The sequence below is a fragment of the Roseibium porphyridii genome (genome assembly GCF_026191725.2).
In the GTDB taxonomy this organism is placed as follows: domain Bacteria; phylum Pseudomonadota; class Alphaproteobacteria; order Rhizobiales; family Stappiaceae; genus Roseibium; species Roseibium porphyridii.
The window spans coordinates 266,486-285,000 of the sequence record NZ_CP120863.1; the positions used below are offsets into that span (position 1 = coordinate 266,486).

16 protein-coding genes, 1 tRNA gene and 2 rRNA genes (1 of these 19 cut by a window edge) are annotated in these 18,515 nt (G+C 55.5%); 8 read left to right on the plus strand and 11 right to left on the minus strand.

Annotated elements, in window-relative coordinates; genetic code table 11:
* The first annotated feature begins 46 nt into the window (after positions 1–46).
* Positions 47–1,000, plus strand: coding sequence for a GlxA family transcriptional regulator (locus K1718_RS01230; RefSeq protein ID WP_265679998.1), 954 nt, complete (start codon positions 47–49; stop codon positions 998–1,000).
* A 63-nt stretch (positions 1,001–1,063) separates the two neighbouring features.
* Here K1718_RS01230 and pcaQ read toward each other — a convergent pair whose 3' ends face one another.
* Positions 1,064–1,984: a pca operon transcription factor PcaQ gene (pcaQ, locus tag K1718_RS01235; protein ID WP_152499023.1), complete on the minus strand. Its 921-nt coding sequence runs from the start codon at positions 1,982–1,984 to the stop codon at positions 1,064–1,066.
* A 92-nt stretch (positions 1,985–2,076) separates the two neighbouring features.
* Here pcaQ and pobA point away from each other — a divergent pair, with 92 nt between their 5' ends.
* The 7 genes from pobA (at position 2,077) to K1718_RS01270 (ending at position 8,115) form a co-directional block, all read left to right on the plus strand.
* Complete coding sequence (pobA, locus tag K1718_RS01240; RefSeq protein WP_265679997.1) at positions 2,077–3,246, plus strand: 4-hydroxybenzoate 3-monooxygenase; 1,170 nt, start codon at positions 2,077–2,079, stop codon at positions 3,244–3,246.
* Positions 3,246–4,046 carry a 3-oxoadipate enol-lactonase gene (gene pcaD, locus K1718_RS01245; protein WP_265679996.1) on the plus strand — a complete coding sequence of 267 codons (801 nt, stop codon included), beginning with the start codon at positions 3,246–3,248 and terminating at the stop codon, positions 4,044–4,046. Before pobA ends, pcaD begins: the two co-directional genes overlap by 1 nt.
* Complete coding sequence (pcaC, locus tag K1718_RS01250) at positions 4,030–4,413, plus strand: 4-carboxymuconolactone decarboxylase (RefSeq protein WP_152499026.1); 384 nt, start codon at positions 4,030–4,032, stop codon at positions 4,411–4,413. The genes pcaD and pcaC overlap by 17 nt, the downstream gene beginning before the upstream one ends.
* A gap of 28 nt (positions 4,414–4,441) precedes the next feature.
* A complete protein-coding gene (gene pcaH, locus K1718_RS01255; RefSeq protein ID WP_265679995.1) occupies positions 4,442–5,170 on the plus strand; it encodes a protocatechuate 3,4-dioxygenase subunit beta in 729 nt (242 codons plus the stop codon).
* Between the two features lie 3 nt (positions 5,171–5,173).
* Entirely contained in the window at positions 5,174–5,794 is a 621-nt protein-coding gene (gene pcaG / locus K1718_RS01260; RefSeq protein ID WP_265679994.1) for a protocatechuate 3,4-dioxygenase subunit alpha, read from the plus strand.
* Positions 5,795–5,902: 108 nt separating this feature from the next.
* Positions 5,903–6,739, plus strand: a complete 837-nt coding sequence (locus K1718_RS01265; protein WP_265679993.1) for a 3-oxoadipate:acetyl-CoA acetyltransferase — start codon at positions 5,903–5,905, stop codon at positions 6,737–6,739.
* A 53-nt stretch (positions 6,740–6,792) separates the two neighbouring features.
* Positions 6,793–8,115 (plus strand): lyase family protein, encoded by a 1,323-nt coding sequence (locus tag K1718_RS01270; RefSeq protein ID WP_265679992.1) that lies wholly within the window; start codon positions 6,793–6,795, stop codon positions 8,113–8,115.
* A 54-nt stretch (positions 8,116–8,169) separates the two neighbouring features.
* Here the strand turns inward: K1718_RS01270 and hypF are convergent, their stop codons facing one another.
* The 10 genes from hypF to K1718_RS01320 form a co-directional block, all read right to left on the minus strand.
* The gene (hypF, locus tag K1718_RS01275; RefSeq protein ID WP_265679991.1) at positions 8,170–10,485 is read right to left on the minus strand and encodes a carbamoyltransferase HypF; all 2,316 of its coding nucleotides are present in this window, start codon (positions 10,483–10,485) and stop codon (positions 8,170–8,172) included.
* 90 nt (positions 10,486–10,575) lie between these two features.
* The gene (locus K1718_RS01280; RefSeq protein WP_265679990.1) at positions 10,576–12,321 is read right to left on the minus strand and encodes a hydrogenase maturation protein; all 1,746 of its coding nucleotides are present in this window, start codon (positions 12,319–12,321) and stop codon (positions 10,576–10,578) included.
* Positions 12,322–12,323: 2 nt separating this feature from the next.
* The gene (hypE, locus tag K1718_RS01285; protein ID WP_265679989.1) at positions 12,324–13,361 is read right to left on the minus strand and encodes a hydrogenase expression/formation protein HypE; all 1,038 of its coding nucleotides are present in this window, start codon (positions 13,359–13,361) and stop codon (positions 12,324–12,326) included.
* Complete coding sequence (hypD, locus tag K1718_RS01290) at positions 13,358–14,512, minus strand: hydrogenase formation protein HypD (protein WP_265679988.1); 1,155 nt, start codon at positions 14,510–14,512, stop codon at positions 13,358–13,360. The genes hypE and hypD overlap by 4 nt, the downstream gene beginning before the upstream one ends.
* Entirely contained in the window at positions 14,509–14,763 is a 255-nt protein-coding gene (locus K1718_RS01295; protein WP_152499035.1) for a HypC/HybG/HupF family hydrogenase formation chaperone, read from the minus strand. The genes hypD and K1718_RS01295 overlap by 4 nt, the downstream gene beginning before the upstream one ends.
* 9 nt (positions 14,764–14,772) lie before the next feature.
* Positions 14,773–15,639: a hydrogenase nickel incorporation protein HypB gene (gene hypB / locus K1718_RS01300; protein WP_152499036.1), complete on the minus strand. Its 867-nt coding sequence runs from the start codon at positions 15,637–15,639 to the stop codon at positions 14,773–14,775.
* Positions 15,639–16,046: a hydrogenase maturation nickel metallochaperone HypA gene (gene hypA / locus K1718_RS01305; protein WP_335343013.1), complete on the minus strand. Its 408-nt coding sequence runs from the start codon at positions 16,044–16,046 to the stop codon at positions 15,639–15,641. Before hypA ends, hypB begins: the two co-directional genes overlap by 1 nt.
* A 429-nt stretch (positions 16,047–16,475) precedes the next feature.
* Positions 16,476–16,552, minus strand: a tRNA-Met gene (locus tag K1718_RS01310).
* Between the two features lie 250 nt (positions 16,553–16,802).
* Positions 16,803–16,917 (minus strand): 5S ribosomal RNA (gene rrf / locus K1718_RS01315).
* 144 nt (positions 16,918–17,061) lie between these two features.
* A 23S ribosomal RNA gene (locus K1718_RS01320) occupies positions 17,062–18,515 on the minus strand (it continues 1,270 nt past the right edge of the window).

An 18,515-nucleotide genomic window follows, 5' to 3' on the forward strand; every position in this document is an offset into this window, starting at 1 on the left:
ATGAGACAACACAATCTGAAAAATCGTGCTGTTTTGGAGTTTTTTCATGCCATTTTCGGAAATTCGTCCAGATCGCCGGAAAATTTCCGTTCTCCTGTTTGAGGCATTTTCAAATCATTGCCTTGCAAACACGATTGAGCCGTTTCGAGCTGCCAACACGATTGCCCGGGAACCGCTGTACACCTGGCAGTATTTCAGCATGGATGGGGGCACGGTCACGTCGTCAAGCGGGCTCCCTGTCGAGACCTCTTCCTGGCCGCAAGTCCGGCCTCGAGGCGACATCCTTTTTCTTATGCCAAGTTATGGCTTTCGGGATCTGGCAACACCGAAACTGAACCAGGCCCTTCGTGCCGCAAGAGATCGCTTTCAACTGATCGTGGGACTGGATACGGGCGCCTGGCTGATGGCGATGGCCGGGTTGCTCGACGGGCGACGGGCAACGATCCACTGGGATGAGTTTACGCATTTCGCTGAAACCTTTCCCGACATCGATGTGCTGGAGGACCGTTTTGTATTGACTACGGATCTGGCGACGTGCGGTGGTGCTTCAACAGCCATCGAACTGACGCTCGAAATGATCAAGCGGCAACACAGCGCGATGTTCTCACTCGAGGTCGGTGCTCTTTTCATGCATGGCGACAAGCTTGACCTGCAAGACCCCTATCTAAGAATGAGCTCGGACAAACTGGTTGGTAGTGCCACTGCGCTGATGCGGCGGACCATAGAGACACCCTTGACGATACCGGAATTGGCCGACCGCCTTAAAATCGATCAGCGTGAGCTTGAGCGTCATTTTCAAAAGGAGATGAAGATGCCCCCGCTGGCTGTCTATAAGGCGATCCGGTTGCGGGAAGCACGCCGTCTTGTCGAGCTGACACGATTGAGTGTTGCGGAGATCGCCACGCGATGTGGATATCGAAATGCCAGTGCACTGACCCGCGCCTACAGACAGGAATTCAGTGCACCTCCCAGGGCACATCGGAGCGCACACAGACCATAGTTCAAGTTGGCCAGGTGCCATCGAGAATTCATTCGACACACCTCATTTGGTTTTATGCAAGGGTCAGGAGCTCAGCATGAGGTCCTCGATCACGCGTTGCACCGCGAGGCGGAACACCTGCTCTTCCGGTCGTTGAGGGGTCTCCGGCCGCGTCATCAAACCGACCGGGCCCTTGGTAATGTCCGTATCGAATGGCAGGCGAACAAGATGGCCGTCAGCGGTCTCGTTTTGAACGACACCCGATGAGATAATCCAGACGGCATCGGTTCGGCGTGTGTAGATCCTGCCGAATGCGCCCGAGACCGTTTCGATCTTGTTGGGAATGTCGCCGACGCCATTCGCAATCATAAAACGTTCAACCAGAGGCGTGATCGCTGCGCCTTCCGGCGGATAGATAACCGGCCAATCAATGATGCGCTTGATGTCCGGGTTTTGCAGGAGGGGATGGCCTGCACGGACCACAAGATCGACACGTTCTGAATAGAGCTGAGTGAAGGAAACACCTTCCATTGATGCCGGTCGACCGAGACGTCCGATGACCAGGTCCAACTTGCCAAGCTTCAAATGTTCGATCAGGTGAGAATGCGGACCATCCATGATCCGAACCATCACATGTGGCGCCATCTCGGAAAATTCACGAATGACCGGCGGCATAAGGCTGGCTGCCACGCTCGGCAGGACGCCGACATTCAATGTTGCACGTGCCTGAGCCCCTTCCCTCTCTACCCCATCCAGGCCTTGCTGCAGACTGGCAAGGGAAATCTGTGCGAAGTGTAGAAACACCTCGCCCTGTTTTGTCAGGACTATCCCCGCCCGATTGCGGGTCATCAGTGTCGCGCCGACGATTTCCTCAAGCTCTTTCAATGTCTTGGACACGGCAGGCTGTGTCAGGCCCAGCTTGTCCGCGGCCAGCTTCAAGCTGCGTTCCTGGGCAATTTCGACGAGACACTGAATGTGTCGGAATTTGATGCGCCGATCGATCATTTAGTTATCTGTTTTGGAAAGTAAGAGGCTCTATATCTCATTTTACTTCTCAAATTCGTTCATTCAATATGAATTCAGGTGAGGAGAAATACATGCGTACACAAGTTGTCATTGTCGGTGGAGGCCCTTCAGGTCTTCTGCTTGGTCAGCTTCTTCATTTGAAGGGGATCGAGACAGTGATCCTTGAACGCAAGACACGTGACTACGTTTTGGGTCGCATCCGGGCAGGCATTCTGGAGACCGGCCTGGTGGACATGATGCGCGAGGCCGGTGTCAGCAAGCGCATGGACACGGAATGCTTCATCCATCATGGCACCTGTATTTCATATGACGGTGAGATGTTCGATATCAATTTCCAGAAATTGATCGGCGAAAACGTCATTGTATATGGGCAGACGGAAGTCACGCGTGATCTTTATGATGCTCGGGACACCGCCGGTTGCCGAACAGTTTTTGAAGTCGAAGATGTTGAGATCCGTGACGCCGATACGGACAATCCGTTTGTCACCTTCAATGTGGACGGCAGTGCGCGCCGGATCGATTGTGACTTCGTCGCCGGTTGCGACGGGTTTCACGGGGTCAGCCGCAAAACCATTCCGGACACCGTGCTCAAAGAGTACGAAAAAGTCTATCCCTTCGGATGGCTCGGTGTCCTTTCCGAGACGCCACCTGTCCATGAAGAACTTATCTACGCCAATTCTGAACGGGGTTTTGCGCTTTGTTCGATGCGCAACGATAGCTTGTCGCGCTACTATGTTCAGTGCGGACTAAATGACGATCTTCAGGAATGGAGCGATGACAGGTTTTGGGATGAACTCAAGCGGCGTGTTCCCGAAGCGATCGCCGACAGTCTGGTAACGGGACCATCCATCGAAAAATCAATAGCGCCACTGCGCTCATTTGTCTGCGAACCTATGCGCTGGGGCCGCCTGTTCTTATGCGGGGATGCCGCCCATATTGTGCCGCCAACAGGTGCCAAGGGCCTCAACACAGCTGCGTCCGACGTGCACTATCTGAATGAAGGTCTCGTTCAATACTATCGGGACGGTGACACGCACGGCATCGACACTTATTCGGAAAAAGCTCTCGCCCGGATCTGGAAGGCGGAACGGTTCAGTTGGGCAACCACCAACATGCTGCATCGGTTTCCGGACCAATCCGAATTCGATCTCAAGATGCAAAGAGCGGAGATTGAGTCGCTTCATTACAACGAGACGGCTCAGAGGTGGTTCGCACAAAACTACGTAGGACTGCCCTACTGATGCAGATAGTACACCTTCCTGAGGTCGACATTCATTGGCACGAAGATGGAGACCCCAATGGGTTTGCAGTCGTTTTCGCCAATTCCCTGGGTACCGATCTGAGGCTCTGGGACAAGATTATCGACCGACTGCCGCATGCCGGTCTTCGCCTGATCAGGTTCGACAAACGAGGACATGGCCTGTCTTCCTGCCCCCCAGGACCCTATACCATGGAAGTTCTGGCGAAAGACACGGAGCACTTTCTGGGGCTGATCGGTGTCAACGAATGTGCGTTTGTCGGCCTCTCCATCGGCGGGATGATCGGGCAAATGCTTGCGCACCGCCAGCCGGACCTTGTCCGGGGACTGGTCTTATCAAACACAGGTGCGAAAATGGGTGACGCAGCGATGTGGCGGGACCGAATTTCGCGGATCCGCAGTGGCGGCCTTGAAAGCATCGCCGACGCTGTCATGGACCGTTGGTTTTGCGAACCATTTCGCGGAACAACCGAATGCAGAGGCTGGCGTAACATGCTGACCCGGACACCCGCGGACGGCTATATTGGCTGCTGCAACGCAATCGTGGATGCCGACCTGACGGGTTCGACGTCCGAGCTGCGACTGCCCACAATTGGGATTGGCGGTTCTAACGATTTTGCCAGCCCGCCAGAGGTGGTTCGCACGACAACAGCTCTGATACCGGGGAGCCGTTATGTGGAAATTTCCGATGCGGGGCACTTGCCGTGTGTGGAACAGCCTGACGTCTTTGCCGGCCATCTGAAGACTTTCCTGAAGGAGGACCTCCATGTCGGATCGATATGAAAGTGGCATGAGGGTTCGGCGGGCAGTTCTGGGTGACGATCATGTCGACCGTGCTGAAGACAACAAAACGGAGTTCGATGCACCATTCCAACGGCTAATCACCGAAGCAGCCTGGGGGAATGTCTGGGGTTCAGGGCGGATCAATGCGCGCGAAAGATCCATGCTCACTCTGGCGTTGCTGGCCGCACTCGGTAACTTTGAAGAAATCCCAATGCATATTCGGGCAACGGCCAATACGGGCGCTAGCAAGGAGGACGTTCTGGAAGCTTTTCAGCACGTTGCCATTTACGCCGGAGTTCCCCGTGCAAACCAGGCGCTGAAACTGGCCAAACAGACTTACGCGGAGATGGAAGCCGAGGAAGGGTAGCTTTCTCGACTCCAGAAAGGGAGAAAATATGCTCAAACCGGGCGAGTTCTATCAACGCAATCGCGAGCGCCATCCGCCGGCTCTCACGCGGGACTACAAGACCTCTGTCTCACGGTCTCCGCAATACTCCCTTATAAGTCTTCAGAATTCGGTCTCCGAGACAACCGGGCCTGTCTTTGGTCACAACGATCTCGACCCGATGGATCGGGACCTGATCTACAATTATGCGCAACCGGGCGAAAGCGCGATCGGCGAACGGATCATCCTGCATGGCCGGATCCTGGACGAGAACGCCCGGCCGATACCCAATACATTGGTTGAAATCTGGCAGGCAAATGCGGGCGGTCGATATCGCCACAAGAAGGATACGTACCTTGCTCCGATCGATCCAAATTTTGGTGGTTGCGGCCGGACATTGACCGATGAGAATGGCTACTACTATTTCCGAACTGTCAAACCCGGCGCCTACCCTTGGCGCAACTGGGTCAACAATTGGCGTCCCGCCCATATACACATGTCGATCTTCGGAACCGCGTTCTGCCAACGCCTGATTACACAGTGCTACTTTGAAGGCGACCCACTGATTCCCGAGTGTCCTATAGTCAAAACGATACCGGATCCTGGCGCGATTGAGCAGCTGATTGCGAAGCTGGACATGAATGCGACGATCCCGCTGGATACCATTGCCTACAAATTCGACGTTATCTTGCGCGGGCGTCGCTCGACCCTTTTCGAGAACCGTCTGGAAGGGAACTGACCGATGCCACAAAAATTAGACTATCTGGCAGAAACGCCCTCACAGACCGCCGGTCCCTACGTCCATATCGGGCTGGCACCGGGTGCAGCTGGCTTTGACATCTATCGCCAGGAACTTGGATGGGACATTACCGGCCCACACGCGAAAGGTGAAAGAATACGTGTCGAAGGTATTGTCATGGACGGCACAGGCAGCCCGGTGAAGGATGTCATGCTGGAAGTCTGGCAGGCGAACGCCGACGGGCACTATGCTCACCCGGAAGGTGGTGGAAACGTTGAAGACGGGTTCAGAGGATGGGGCCGCGTCATCACCGATTTCGAAACAGGTGAATGGGGCTTTGACACCGTCAAACCGGGATCTACCGTCGGCAGGGACGCATCACATCAGGCCCCGCATCTCAATCTCTGGATCGTCGCCCGCGGCATCAATATCGGTCTCAACACGAGGCTTTATTTTGAAGATGAGCCCGAGGCAAATGCCAAGGATCCTGTTCTAAATCTGATCGAGTGGGAGCGGCGGCGCGCGACACTTCTGGCCAAAAAAACAGAACGTGACGGCAAGACTGTCTACCGTTTTGACATTAAACTTCAGGGTGAAGACGAAACAGTCTTTTTCGACGTCTAGCAAACGGGTCCCTAAACCGACCTCTCAATGAATGGACCAACGTGCAGCCTCAGAGCGAAGGCCTGACTTCACCAGTGTCCAGCGCACACAGGAATAATGAGAACCGCCATGAGCAAACCCTGCATCATCTGTGTCGCCATCACCGGGTCGGTGCCAACCAAGAAGAACAACCCCGCCGTCCCCATATCGGTTGAAGAACAGGTGGAAAGCACCCACGAGGCTTTTGAAGCTGGTGCGGCAATCGTTCATGCCCATGTTCGCAATGAGGACCAAACACCATCATCGGACCCGGAAAAATTCGCCCGCCTGAAAGAAGGCCTGGCGAAGCATTGCCCCGGCATGATTATCCAGTTTTCAACGGGAGGCAGATCGGGGGCCGGACACGAGCGCGGCGGAATGTTGCCCCTGCAACCAGATATGGCTTCGCTTTCCGTCGGCTCCAACAATTTTCCGACCCGGGTCTATGAAAACCCGCCCGACCTCGTTGACTGGTTGTCCAGCGAAATGAGGACTCATCGCGTGAAACCGGAGATCGAGGCATTCGACCTCAGCCACATCCATCAGGCAGCGGCCATGAACAGGGACGGCCGCATTCCCGGCAGGCTCTATGTGCAATTCGTCATGGGTGTGAAAAACGCCATGCCAGTCGACCGTGACGTCTTCGACTACTACATCAAAACGGTCGAAAGGCTCGTGCCAGACGCAGATTGGTGCGCGGCCGGGATTGGCCGGTTTCAGTTGGACGTCAACGAATGGTGCGTGGCCACCGGCGGTCATACGCGCACTGGACTTGAAGACAATGTCAGACTGGACAAGGATTCCCTTGCGCCTTCCAACGCGGCCCTCGTCAAGCGGGTGGTTGATCTTTGCGACAAGTACGAGCGCCCCGTCGCGAGCTGGCAACAGGCACGAACTATGCTGGATCTCCCGCAACGCGCCGCTTGACCACCCACATCTCTTGGCTCTCAATGCAGGGCACGACCTAGAACTTGAGAGCCATGTCTGTTTCCCTCTTTTCAAGCCCCGTTTATGCTGATCTCTTTGCCGACGAGGAACTCGCTCGGCTTTTGAGTGACGACAGCGACGTCGCGCATTTCATTGTGTTTGAGCAGGCCCTGGCAGTAGTTCAGGGAAGACTCGGGATCATTCCTGCAATCGCGGCCGCCGAAATCGAGACGAAACTGGCTCATGCACGGGTCGATCCGGCCAGGCTTGCGCCTGGGACGCAAGCTGCGGGCGTTCCGGTACCGGCTCTTGTGACCGAGTTACGTGAGTTGGTTGGTCAGGATGCAGGCGCATGGCTCCATTGGGGCGCGACGAGCCAGGACGTCATGGACACTGCGATGATGATGCAGGCCAAAGCCGTCTTCGGGATCCTTTCAGCCCGGCTGGCGAAACTGCTTGATACGCTGCAAAGACAAAGTAACAGACATGCCGGCGTGCTCATGGCGGGCAGAACCCGGAGCCAGGTTTCTACCCCAATCACGCTCGGTTACCGAATTGCGCAATGGGCGCATCCACTGATTGACGCTGAAGCTGCGTTGCCGGAGCTTCGTCACGGTGCGCTAAAAGTTCAGTTCGGCGGAGCGTCAGGCACCAACAACGCCATTTATCCTGATGGACCAGCGGTTTCAAAGGCTCTATCGCAGGAACTTGGGCTTGCAGATTCTCCCTCTTGGCATGTCAACCGAACGCCGTTGCTCAAGATCTCCAGCTGGCTCGTACAATTGACGGCCGCCCTGTCAAAAATGGCCCAGGACCTGGTGCTTCTTGGACGCAGCGACATTGGAGAGGTCACGAGCGGCGCCGGTGGCGGCTCTTCGACCATGCCGCAAAAATCCAACCCTGTGCAGGCCGAAACCATTCAAGTGCTCCATCAGTTGAGCATCACAGCAGAACACGGCCTCATCATCGCTGCCAATCCCGCCGAGGAACGCGACGGTGCGAAATGGCCGCTGGAATGGCACTGTCTTCCACAGCTGTTCCTGTGCACCGGCCGGTCACTTCAGCATGCACAAGCTCTCGCCGAGAGTCTGACGCCCCGGCCCGACGGACTTTCCGGAACAATCGACGCCAATCCAGCCATCATGGCGGAAGCTGCCAGTTTCGCATTGGCCAAAGCAGGTATTTCACGAGCTGTTGCCAAGGAAACTGTTGCTGCGGCAAGCACTGACAACATCCCGTTCACGGAAGCCCTGTCCAATCGCAGTTCTGTCGAAATCAACTGGCCGGAAACACTGGACCCGATTACAGCAATCCGGCCAGCACAAGAAATGGCGAAACAGATTTTTTCGCGCCGCCAGCACCAATCGACGGACTAAGCCGGACGGTAAATCGCTTGATGCAAAAGGTGCTCCTGGATCGCAAAGAACTTCTCAGATCTCGGCCCTGATCGCGGCAATGACAGCCTGGCCCAGAGAGATGCCACCGTCATTTGACGGGAGTTCTCTAGGCAAGATCACTTCCATACCTGTGTTCCGCAATCTTTCTGCCAATCCATCCAGCAACAACTCGTTCTGCATGACACCCCCAGAAAGGACAATGCGTTTCACTTTCCGCTCTTGGGCTATTTGCAGGCAGCACTTGCTGAGCGCGTTGATCAGGCCAACGTGAAACCTTGCTGATATCCTGCCCCTGTCGACACCTGCTTGAAGATCCTTGAGAAGAGTTGCCCAAAGGGGCTTCCAGGTGAAAATCTTCGTTTCACCGCCATCGATATCGATCGGATAACCCTCTTCAATGGAGGCGAATGGCCGGGCCATCGCTTCCAGCGTCAGACCCGTTTCGCCCTCAAAGCTTTGCCTCTGCGCGCAAACATCCAATGCAGCAGCGACTGCATCAAACATCCGGCCCGCTGAGGACGACAGTGGCGCGTTCAAGCCCTTGGCGATCATCCGGTCCAAGATGGACAGGTTCCTGCCCGCGAACCGGTCACCGAAAACGCTGTCGCAGATTTCAAATGCCTGGTCTGAACCGAAGGCGGCTTGCAAATGTGCATAAAGATTACGCCAGGGTTCACGTATGGCCGCGGTGCCCCCGGGTAAAGCAACAGGCCGAAAATGTGCGACGCGTTCAAAATGTTTGTAGCCGCCGACCAACAACTCACCGCCCCAAATTGTCTTGTCAGTGCCCAGGCCAGATCCGTCCAGAACAATTGCAAGTGATGCTTCATCTTCGGGGGAAACACCGGCTTCAGCGAGGCAGGCGGCAAAATGCGCATGATGGTGCTGAACTTCGGTCAACTCGGCTCCCGTCTCCGCCGCCAACCTGTGGCCGAGTTGGGTGGACAAATAGTCGATATGACTGTCAATCGCGATCAGTTGAGGGTCAAAATCGTAAATTCGCCGATAAAGCGCGAGCGTTTTTTGAAAGTCTTCAAGCGTCCGGCGGTTTTCCAGGTCGCCCATGTGTTGGGAGACAATTGCCTGCCCATTGCGGAGAAAACAGAATGTCGACTTAAGCTCTCCACCCATTGCCAGAACTGGTACTGACGATTGCCTGAGCTCCTCTCCCAGGCGGATCGGAGCGGGTGCAAATCCCCTGGCGCGGCGCAAGACGGCTTTGCCGGACCGGGACACCCGGACGAGACTGTCATCAAGCCGGTTCACGATCGGCCGGTCGTGCATGAGATACGCGTCGGCAATATGGCCGAGCGTCTCGCGGGCCTCTGCATTTTTGGTTGCCTGAGGCTCCTCGGACAAATTGCCTGAGGTCAGAACAATTGGCCTGCGCAGTTCCGACATCAAGAGATGGTGCAAAGGCGAAGAAGGCAGCATCACACCAAGACGATCAGTTCCCGGTGCAAGTCCTGAAGCAAGGGCCGTATTTTGCTTTGATTTAAGGAGGACGATAGGTGCTGCGGCTGCGGTCAGCAAATCCGCTTCTTCTTCACCAACATCACAATAGGTCCGAACCTGATCAAGGTCCCTTGCCATGATTGCCAGCGGTTTTCGGGGTCTATTCTTTCGTGTTCGCAGCGTCTCGACAGCCTGGCTGTTGCTCGCGTCAACAGCCAGATGAAACCCACCAATGCCTTTTACGGCAGCAATCTCGCCCTTTTCAATTCGCCGTGCGATCGTCTTTATCGGATCAGACGTGCCAACTTCGCTGCCTGACTGTTCAATCCAAACCCTGGGCCCGCACTGTGGACACGCATTCGGCTGAGCATGGAACCTCCGGTCGGCAGGTGCCTCATATTCTGCCTGACATTGGCTGCACATGACAAAGGACGCCATTGACGTATTTTCACGGTCATAGGGAATGGCGCTGACAATCGATAGCCGTGGTCCACAATGGGTGCAGTTCGTGAACGGGTAACGGAAACGTCTGCTCTTAGGGTCGAACGTTTCGCTCAGACAGTCCGGGCAGGTGGCCGCATCCGGTACGATGCCGGTTTTCACCTCTCCTGCGATGCTTGTGACAATTTGAAATCCGGCGAAAGCGTCGTCGAGAACGGATGTGTCGGGTTCCGATCTAATGTCGTCAATCCGGGCCAAGGGTGGAGCTTCTGCGCGCAGCCTGCAGAGAAACCTAATAATGGCGTCTTCCGGCCCGCATACTGTTGCCAAGACTCCCGCCGCATCATTCCAGACCTTACCGCTGAGACCTTCTTCTTCAGCCAGATGCCAAACAAATGGACGGAAACCGACACCCTGCACAAGTCCTGTAACGCGAACTCGCGTAGCGTGCATTTGTGGATTCGATGCCTGATCATCCATTGGCAATACACCATTGGAGAGGTGCGCAATCGGCTTTCGTTTTTTGTTTGCTCCGATCTGACATCAGTCCTGCCAGCGGTGTGATTTCACTTCCGGTCTCAACACTTCGGGAGCCGGTCCGACCACGGACGTTTGCAGTCGACGCTTGGATTTACCCTTGCGATGAATGGCAAGTGTCAGTGGGGTCCGCGATTTCGGTACCTTCCGGACAAAATTGTATCTGGCCACATGATAGCTGGGATCGAAACCAAAGAAGTTTTTGTGCATGTGCTCCAATTCGCTCGCGCGATAGGATGCAAGTGGCTTCGACAGTTCATCTTGCTCGCGCCCTTTTCTTTTTTCACTTAAGCGTTCAGTCAGGTTCTCGCCGGCCAGCTCATTTGCCGCAGCGGTTACCGCATCCTTGAAAGTGCCGGGAGCATCGTCAAACAGCCTGTCAGCCAGACCCAATGAGACCGCTTCACGTGCTCCCATTGGCAGGCGCGCTTGTGCTATCTTTCTGGCATTCTCCGCACCGGCATATTTCGGGAGCAGGTAGGTCCAGTATTCCGAGCCATAGAGGTTGCCCATATCCTTGTAATGCGGGTTGAGCACTACGCCTGTGCTGATCCAGACTTCATCCGCCGCCCGGGCCAGAAACACGCCTCCCGCCCCCGCATTGCCACCCATCGCTGAAATGATCCACTTGTCTGTTGTCCTGATGATTGCTTCGGCGAGGTCGTCCATCGCCTGGATATTGGCCCAGCTTTCTTCAGCAGGACTTTCCGCCGCTTCAATCAGATTGAGATTGAGACCATTCGACCAGTGATCCGGTCCGCCCATCAGAACCAGCACTTTCACGTCGCTGGCAACAGCTGCCTGAAAGGCCCTCAGAAGCCGCCGGCAATCATCAGTCCCCATCGCACCATTATAAAAATCAAAGCACAGGTAGCCGACATCACCGATGATCTCATAAGCGATGTCGCGATAGCCGCCAGGCACATCGGGCAACGCACTTGATTGCTTTGCAAAGCTCCTGGTCATCGGCAATTTGACCGCGTCTCCGGAAGCTTTGCGGACATGGCCGATCCAGACGGCTCCATCGACAGTCTTGATCGCAATCGCCGGACCTGATCGCAATATCACAGTCCCTGGTTCAATCGCATCCTCCAGGACCTCACGGCACAGCCTCGCATCATAGAGAAAGACATTTTCACCAAAAACTTTGTCCCGTAATCCTGGCATCCCATCAGCCGAGCGGATCTTCCGCAGAACTGTTTCAGTTTCGTCGTTCTGCCAATCGATCTTCCTGTCCGCCTGGCGCACCGAAGGCCGCCAGTAGAAGGCATCTTCAACGATCTGTTCGGGAAATTGCCCGCATCCGATCTTTCCAAGGGCTTCAAAGACCGCTGACACCGCGGCCTCCGCGACCTCGTTGCGGTAGAGACTCGATTTTGAGGCCGGCCTCAGCGCGAAAGAGCGACTGGCCCAGACAGGGCCGGCATCCAGTTCAGCCACGGCCTGAAGCACAGTCACGCCCCATGTCTCGGCATTGTCAAGAACAGCCCAATCAAGCGCATTCGGTCCGCGGTCTCCCGGCGGCCCTGGATGAACAACGAAACACTGCAGGTTTTCGTAGACCGTTGCAGGAATTGCCCGTTTCAAAAACGGTGCAATCAAAACCTCCGGCTTGTACAAGCCCACGGCTTCTTCCGTCACCGCATCATTGATATCGAATTCGACCGAAACCTCATGCCCGGCCGCACTGAGATCGCAGAACAGTCTCTGCGTCAGCGAATTGAAGCCGTGGCAGAGAAGGAGGATCCTCATGATCAGCAAATCCTCGGAAGCTGTTCACCCGAAAGCCAGTCTACGACCCGCAAACCTCCAATTTCCGTTTCCATTTCGACAAGCCGTGCTTCATCGTCCGTAACCCTTCCGATGATCGCGGCGTCACGTCCAAGCGGATGCGCCCGCATGACAGACAACAGTCTGTCGGCATCTGCTTGCTCACACAGACAGACAAGCTTGCCTTCGTTTGCCACGTGAAGCGGGTCCAGTCCGAGCAACTCGCACGCCGCAGCGACGTCGCCCTTGACCGGTATCGCGCTTTCGTCGAGATGCATGCCGACACCCGCCGCCCTGGCCAGTTCGTTCAAAGTGGCGGCAAGACCACCACGGGTCGGGTCTCGCAGCACCGCGATATCCGGTACCGCTTCGATCATATCGGCAACAAGGGTGTGCAATGCATTGCTGTCAGACACAATCTCGGTTTCAAATTCCAGGTTTTCCCGCTTCGACAGGATGGCAACACCGTGGTCACCGATCGAGCCTGACAGAAGGATCGCCTGGCCAGGTTTCGCGCGCGTCACCGATATCTCGACCCCGTCCGGAACGACACCCAATCCCGTTGTTGTGATGAAAACTCCGTCGCCCTTGCCTTTTTCAACGACCTTGGTGTCACCCGTAGCAACCGGGACACCGGCCTCGCTGGCGGCCGCAGCCATGGACATGACAATGCGCTCCAGATCGGCAAGGGGAAACCCTTCTTCAAGGATGAAGCCAGCTGTAAGACAAAGAGGCCTGGCACCGGCCATCGCCACGTCATTCAAGGTTCCGTGGACCGACAGGGATCCGATGTCTCCTCCTGGGAAAAAGAGTGGTGAGATGACATGGCCATCCGTTGAAACCACCAGCCTTCCGCTTGAAGCTTCCAACAAGGCAGCATCATGGCCCTGATCCAGGATCGGGTTGCTTAGATGCCTTTGAAACAGGTCCCTTATGAGCTCAGTCATGGCCCGGCCACCACCGCCATGCACCATATCGACAGTGCCCGTTCGCCGCCCGAGATCGGATGGCGCGACATTCATGCTGCCACCTCCCGCCGGGGCGAACGTGCCTTGTCGCGATACCGACCATATGTCCAATAAGCAGCGCAGGCCCCTTCTGAGGAAACCATACAGGACCCCATCGGATTGTCCGGTGTGCATACGGTTCCGAAAAGCTTACAGTCCGTCGGCTTTTTGACACCGCGCAAGATAGCTGGACATTCACAGGATTTTACTTCACGCGAGACTTTTTCCGAAACTTCGAAACGCTTTTCTGCATCGAATTCCGCGAAGTCTTTTCGTATTTTCAATGCGCTATAGGGCACTTTGCCGAGGCCACGCCACTCGAAACTCTGGCGCAACTCGAATACCTTTGAAACGAGATCTTGAGCTTTCAGATTTCCTTCACGGGTAACGACACGCGTATACTCATTCTCGACGTGATGACGACCTTCGTTGATCTGGCGAATGAGCATCAAAGTGGACTGCATCACGTCCAAAGGTTCGAAACCGGCGATCACCACCGGTTTGCCGAACTCCTCGGCGAAAAACTCATAAGGTTCAGATCCGATTACTGAGCTGACGTGAGAGGGGCCTAGAAAACCGTCAATCCGGACGGTTCCAAGATCCCGCACTTCCGGCGATGCCAGAATATGCCCAATCGCGGACGGGGTCAGAACGTGATTGCAAAAGACTGAAAAATTGGACAGTCCCTCTTTCCGCGCCTGTTTTATGGCGACTGCCGTCGGAGGCGTTGTGGTTTCAAAACCAATCGCGAAAAAGACAACCTGCCGACCAGGATTGTCGCGGGCAATTTTGAGCGCGTCCATCGTCGAATAGACCATGCGAATGTCGGCGCCATCCGCTTTCGCCCTGATGAGGCTGCGTTGCTTTGTTCCGGGAACGCGCATCATGTCACCATAGGTGCACAGAATGACGCCATGGCGCTCCGCGATTTCCACGGCGTCATCCAAGCGCCGAACAGGTAGAACGCAGACCGGGCAGCCGGGTCCATGAACAAAACGAACATTCTCCGGCATCAAGTCTTTGACGCCGTACCGGAAGATCGCGTGTGTGTGTCCACCGCAGAACTCCATGAGATTGTAGGTCCGTCCCGGGTGAGCTTCCTGACGAATGCCCAGGGCTATGGACTTCGCAAGATCCCGGTCGCGAAACTCATCGGCATACTTCATTTGGATGTCTCCGCGATTTCTTCAAGCTCCTCCTGAAGCACACCGGCCTCCGCCATGAGCGAGAGCGTCCGGCTTGCTTCCTCCGGACTGACCTTGTGGAGCGCATAGCCCACATGAACCAGCACGTAGTCGCCGACGGACAAGTCCTCGACCAGTGCCGTAGATATCTTCTTCTTGATCCCTTCCAGGGCGACGATCGCCATTGCGTCGTCGAGTAGTTCTGTGACTTTCGCTGGGATAGCAAGACACATGACCTGCTCCTATTCCGCTGCGCCGAGAACCGGATGTCCGGCCAGCTTCATGGTGCGAGCCGCCTTGATCCAGGTAAGCCAATGGTCGAAACCCTCGCCCGTACGAGCCGAAACCGTCAGGATAGTGATGTTCGGATTGACCCTGAGGGCATTCTCCTTGGCTGCTTCCACGTCAAAATCGAGATGCGGCAGCAAGTCAGATTTATTCAGAAGCATCAGGTCAGCAGCGGCGAACATGTCCGGGTATTTGATCGGTTTGTCCTCGCCCTCGGTGACAGACAAGATCACGACTTTGTGGGCTTCGCCCAGGTCAAAGGCAGCCGGACAAACAAGATTTCCAACATTTTCGATGAAGATCAAACTGCCATCGCACGGCGACATATGCTCAATAGCATGACCGACCATGTGGCCATCAAGATGGCAGCCCTTGCCGGTGTTTATCTGAACTGCGGTGACGCCGGTCTCTCGAATACGGTCTGCATCGTTACTGGTCTGCTGATCTCCCTCAACGACGTAGCAGTGCCGGGATTTACTCAGTCTTTTGAGCGTTTCCACCAGCAGCGTTGTCTTTCCTGAGCCGGGACTGGAAACAAGATTGAGCGCAAAGATCGCCCGCTCGGCGAAGTGACGGCGATTGGCGTTGGCATAGGAATTGTTTTTTGACAGGATGTCCTGTTCAAGCTGGATCATCCGGGACTGGCTCATTCCGGGCACGGACGCACCGGCTTCACCTGTCCCGTAGTGGTGGTGGTGATCGCTGCCATTTCTCAGAGATTGATCGCCTGTGTGCCGATGGTCACCGTCGCGCTTGGGCTTCGCCTTGTCAGCACCTTCCACCCTGGTCTCACCAGGACCGCACCCGCACACGGTACACATCAGGACACCTCCATTTCTTTGATCCGCAACTCGCCACCGCTGGTGATCTTTAAACTGACAGCCCCGCAGTTCGGACAGGAATCATAACGTTCGAGAATGGGAACAGTTGTTTCGCAAGCCTCACACCAGGCCGTTGCATCAGGACAGAGGATGTCTAATCTGGCGTCTTCAGCAACACTGCCGCGCATGACGACATCGAAACCGAAACGCAACGCCTCGATCTCAACGCCCGACAGTGGACCAACTTCCAGGCGCACAAGTTTTACCTTCGAAAACGCTTGTTGATCCGCTTGGGCGGTAATGATCTCAAGGATATTCTCACACAAAGACATTTCATGCATGAAGCGATCCCAGGGGTTCTGCCATTTAACCGTTTCAAATAGGATAGGACGGTTGTTGGGCTGCACGCTTTGAGATTAATCATTCAGGAGGTCTTTTGGCGCGAGCTTCGCGATTTCCGCTATCTCTGATTGTTGCATCCAATCAGGTTTGATGTTTTTAGAGCTGTTTACGCACACCGCATCCAAGAGTTTCCGCACGCCTATCTGGCGGACCATGCGTCGGTGCTTTGTCCGCGTTGCATGGAGTTTTGTTTCTGGACGGCCAAAGGTCTCTTTGTCAGGTTTTCCGGTTTAGATTTTGTGCGTTTCGTTCAACAAAAAAGCCGCCCGAGATGGGCGGCTGTTTTTTGGTTGCGGGAGCAGGATTTGGGAGTTTTTTGCCCTTCTGCGTCGGACGTTGTCCTCCTTGATGGGGCCCGGGGAGGTCCGCATCGTGTATTCCACTGACCGAATACGACAACAGCCCCACCCCTTACGGGATGAGGCTGTTTTATTTGGTTGCGGGAGCAGGATTTGAACCTGCGACCTTCAGGTTATGAGCCTGACGAGCTACCGGGCTGCTCCATCCCGCGTTATTTTTGTTTTGCGCGTCCTCGATCTTTTGGATCTTCGGTTGTCGCGTGGGCTGCTCCATGTGGGGCATGCCCGTGATTTCGGGTTGACCGGAGGACTGCGCTGATAGGGGGACAAGGTATCCGGAGCGCAGCGGAGGCAAGGCCAAGAGGCCGCCGGCCGGTCAGGCCGCCCTCGCGGAGCGCAGCCCGAAGGGCGGTACGCGCGTGAGCGACAGCAAATTGAAGAGTTTCAAACTGCGTTTAGCAGGCCTGGCGGCGACCTACTCTCCCACACCTTAAGATGCAGTACCATTGGCGCTGGGGAGTTTCACGGCCGAGTTCGGGATGGGATCGGGTGGGGGCTCCCCGCTGGGGCCACCAGGCCGGCGAAGCGCAGTTTGTTGTGAACTGGTCTTGGTTTGATCATCTTGAACGCGCTCAAGTAGCCCGAAGGGCGGTAGCGCACTTAAGATGATCTTTTTAATGCGCCTTTTGGCGCATTTAAAAGATGAACATTGACTAATGAGAGGATCAAGCCGAACGAGCTATTAGTAAAGCTAAGCTTCATGCGTTGCCGCACTTCCACACGCTTCCTATCGACGTGGTGGTCTTCCACGGCTCTTCAGGGAGAGCTGGTTTTGAGGTGGGTTTCCCGCTTAGATGCTTTCAGCGGTTATCCCTTCCGTACATAGCTACCCTGCAATGCGGCTGGCGCCACAACAGGTCCACCAGAGGTACGTCCATCCCGGTCCTCTCGTACTAGGGACAGATCCTCTCAATTCTCCTACACCCACGGCAGATAGGGACCGAACTGTCTCGCGACGTTCTGAACCCAACTCACGTACCACTTTAATTGGCGAACAGCCAAACCCTTGGGACCTGCTCCAGCCCCAGGATGTGATGAGTCGACATCGAGGTGCCAAACAATGCCGTCGATATGGACTCTTGGGCATCATCAGCCTGTTATCCCCGGCGTACCTTTTATCCGTTGAGCGATGGCCCTTCCACGAGGGACCACCGGATCACTATGGCCGACTTTCGTCTCTGCTCGACTTGTCAGTCTCGCAGTCAGGCAGGCTTATGCCATTGCACTCAACGAGCGATTTCCGACCGCTCTGAGCCCACCTTCGCGCGCCTCCGTTACCATTTGGGAGGCGACCGCCCCAGTCAAACTACCCGCCACACACGGTCCCGGATATTGTTGTACCGCGGTTAGATATCCATGACGACAAGGGTGGTATTTCAAGGGTGACTCCACAAGAGCTGGCGCCCTTGTTTCAACGTCTACCACCTATCCTACACATGTCGTGACGAATACCAGTGTGAAGCTGTAGTAAAGGTGCACGGGGTCTTTCCGTCTGACCGCAGGAACCCCGCATCTTCACGGGGAATTCAATTTCACTGAGTCTATGCTGGAGACAGCGGGGAAGTCGTTACGCCATTCGTGCAGGTCGGAACTTACCCGACAAGGAATTTCGCTACCTTAGGACCGTTATAGTTACGGCCGCCGTTTACTGGGGCTTCAATTCGGTGCTTGCACACCTCCTCTTAACCTTCCAGCACCGGGCAGGCGTCAGACCCTATACGTCGCCTTGCGGCTTCGCAGAGCCCTGTGTTTTTGATAAACAGTCGCCACCCCCTGGTCTGTGCCACCCCAATCCGGTTGCCCGAACTGAGGTCTCCCTTCTCGCGAACTTACGGGAGCATTTTGCCGAGTTCCTTCAGCATAGTTCTCTCAAGCGCCTTGGTATTCTCTACCAGTCCACCTGTGTCGGTTTCGGGTACGGTTTATACGGTGGAGCTATTTCCTGGAACACCTTCGCTGCACCCCCAATCCAATAAGGAGATACAACACACGGCATCCGTCACTACCACCAAGCTGCAGAATATTAACTGCATTCCCATCGACTACGCCTTTCGGCCTCGCCTTAGGGGCCGGCTAACCCTGCGCCGATTAGCGTTGCGCAGGAACCCTTGGACT

Excerpts from the sequence above, each read along its gene's own strand:
- K1718_RS01230 (WP_265679998.1), top strand. The coding sequence starts at position 47 with ATGCCATTTTCGGAAATTCGTCCAGATCGCCGGAAAATTTCCGTTCTC.
- pcaQ (WP_152499023.1), bottom strand. The coding sequence starts at position 1,984 with ATGATCGATCGGCGCATCAAATTCCGACACATTCAGTGTCTCGTCGAA.
- pobA (WP_265679997.1), top strand. The coding sequence starts at position 2,077 with ATGCGTACACAAGTTGTCATTGTCGGTGGAGGCCCTTCAGGTCTTCTG.
- pcaD (WP_265679996.1), top strand. The coding sequence starts at position 3,246 with ATGCAGATAGTACACCTTCCTGAGGTCGACATTCATTGGCACGAAGAT.
- pcaC (WP_152499026.1), top strand. The coding sequence starts at position 4,030 with ATGTCGGATCGATATGAAAGTGGCATGAGGGTTCGGCGGGCAGTTCTG.
- pcaH (WP_265679995.1), top strand. The coding sequence starts at position 4,442 with ATGCTCAAACCGGGCGAGTTCTATCAACGCAATCGCGAGCGCCATCCG.
- pcaG (WP_265679994.1), top strand. The coding sequence starts at position 5,174 with ATGCCACAAAAATTAGACTATCTGGCAGAAACGCCCTCACAGACCGCC.
- K1718_RS01265 (WP_265679993.1), top strand. The coding sequence starts at position 5,903 with ATGAGCAAACCCTGCATCATCTGTGTCGCCATCACCGGGTCGGTGCCA.
- K1718_RS01270 (WP_265679992.1), top strand. The coding sequence starts at position 6,793 with ATGTCTGTTTCCCTCTTTTCAAGCCCCGTTTATGCTGATCTCTTTGCC.
- hypF (WP_265679991.1), bottom strand. The coding sequence starts at position 10,485 with ATGCACGCTACGCGAGTTCGCGTTACAGGACTTGTGCAGGGTGTCGGT.
- K1718_RS01280 (WP_265679990.1), bottom strand. The coding sequence starts at position 12,321 with ATGAGGATCCTCCTTCTCTGCCACGGCTTCAATTCGCTGACGCAGAGA.
- hypE (WP_265679989.1), bottom strand. The coding sequence starts at position 13,361 with ATGAATGTCGCGCCATCCGATCTCGGGCGGCGAACGGGCACTGTCGAT.
- hypD (WP_265679988.1), bottom strand. The coding sequence starts at position 14,512 with ATGAAGTATGCCGATGAGTTTCGCGACCGGGATCTTGCGAAGTCCATA.
- K1718_RS01295 (WP_152499035.1), bottom strand. The coding sequence starts at position 14,763 with ATGTGTCTTGCTATCCCAGCGAAAGTCACAGAACTACTCGACGACGCA.
- hypB (WP_152499036.1), bottom strand. The coding sequence starts at position 15,639 with ATGTGTACCGTGTGCGGGTGCGGTCCTGGTGAGACCAGGGTGGAAGGT.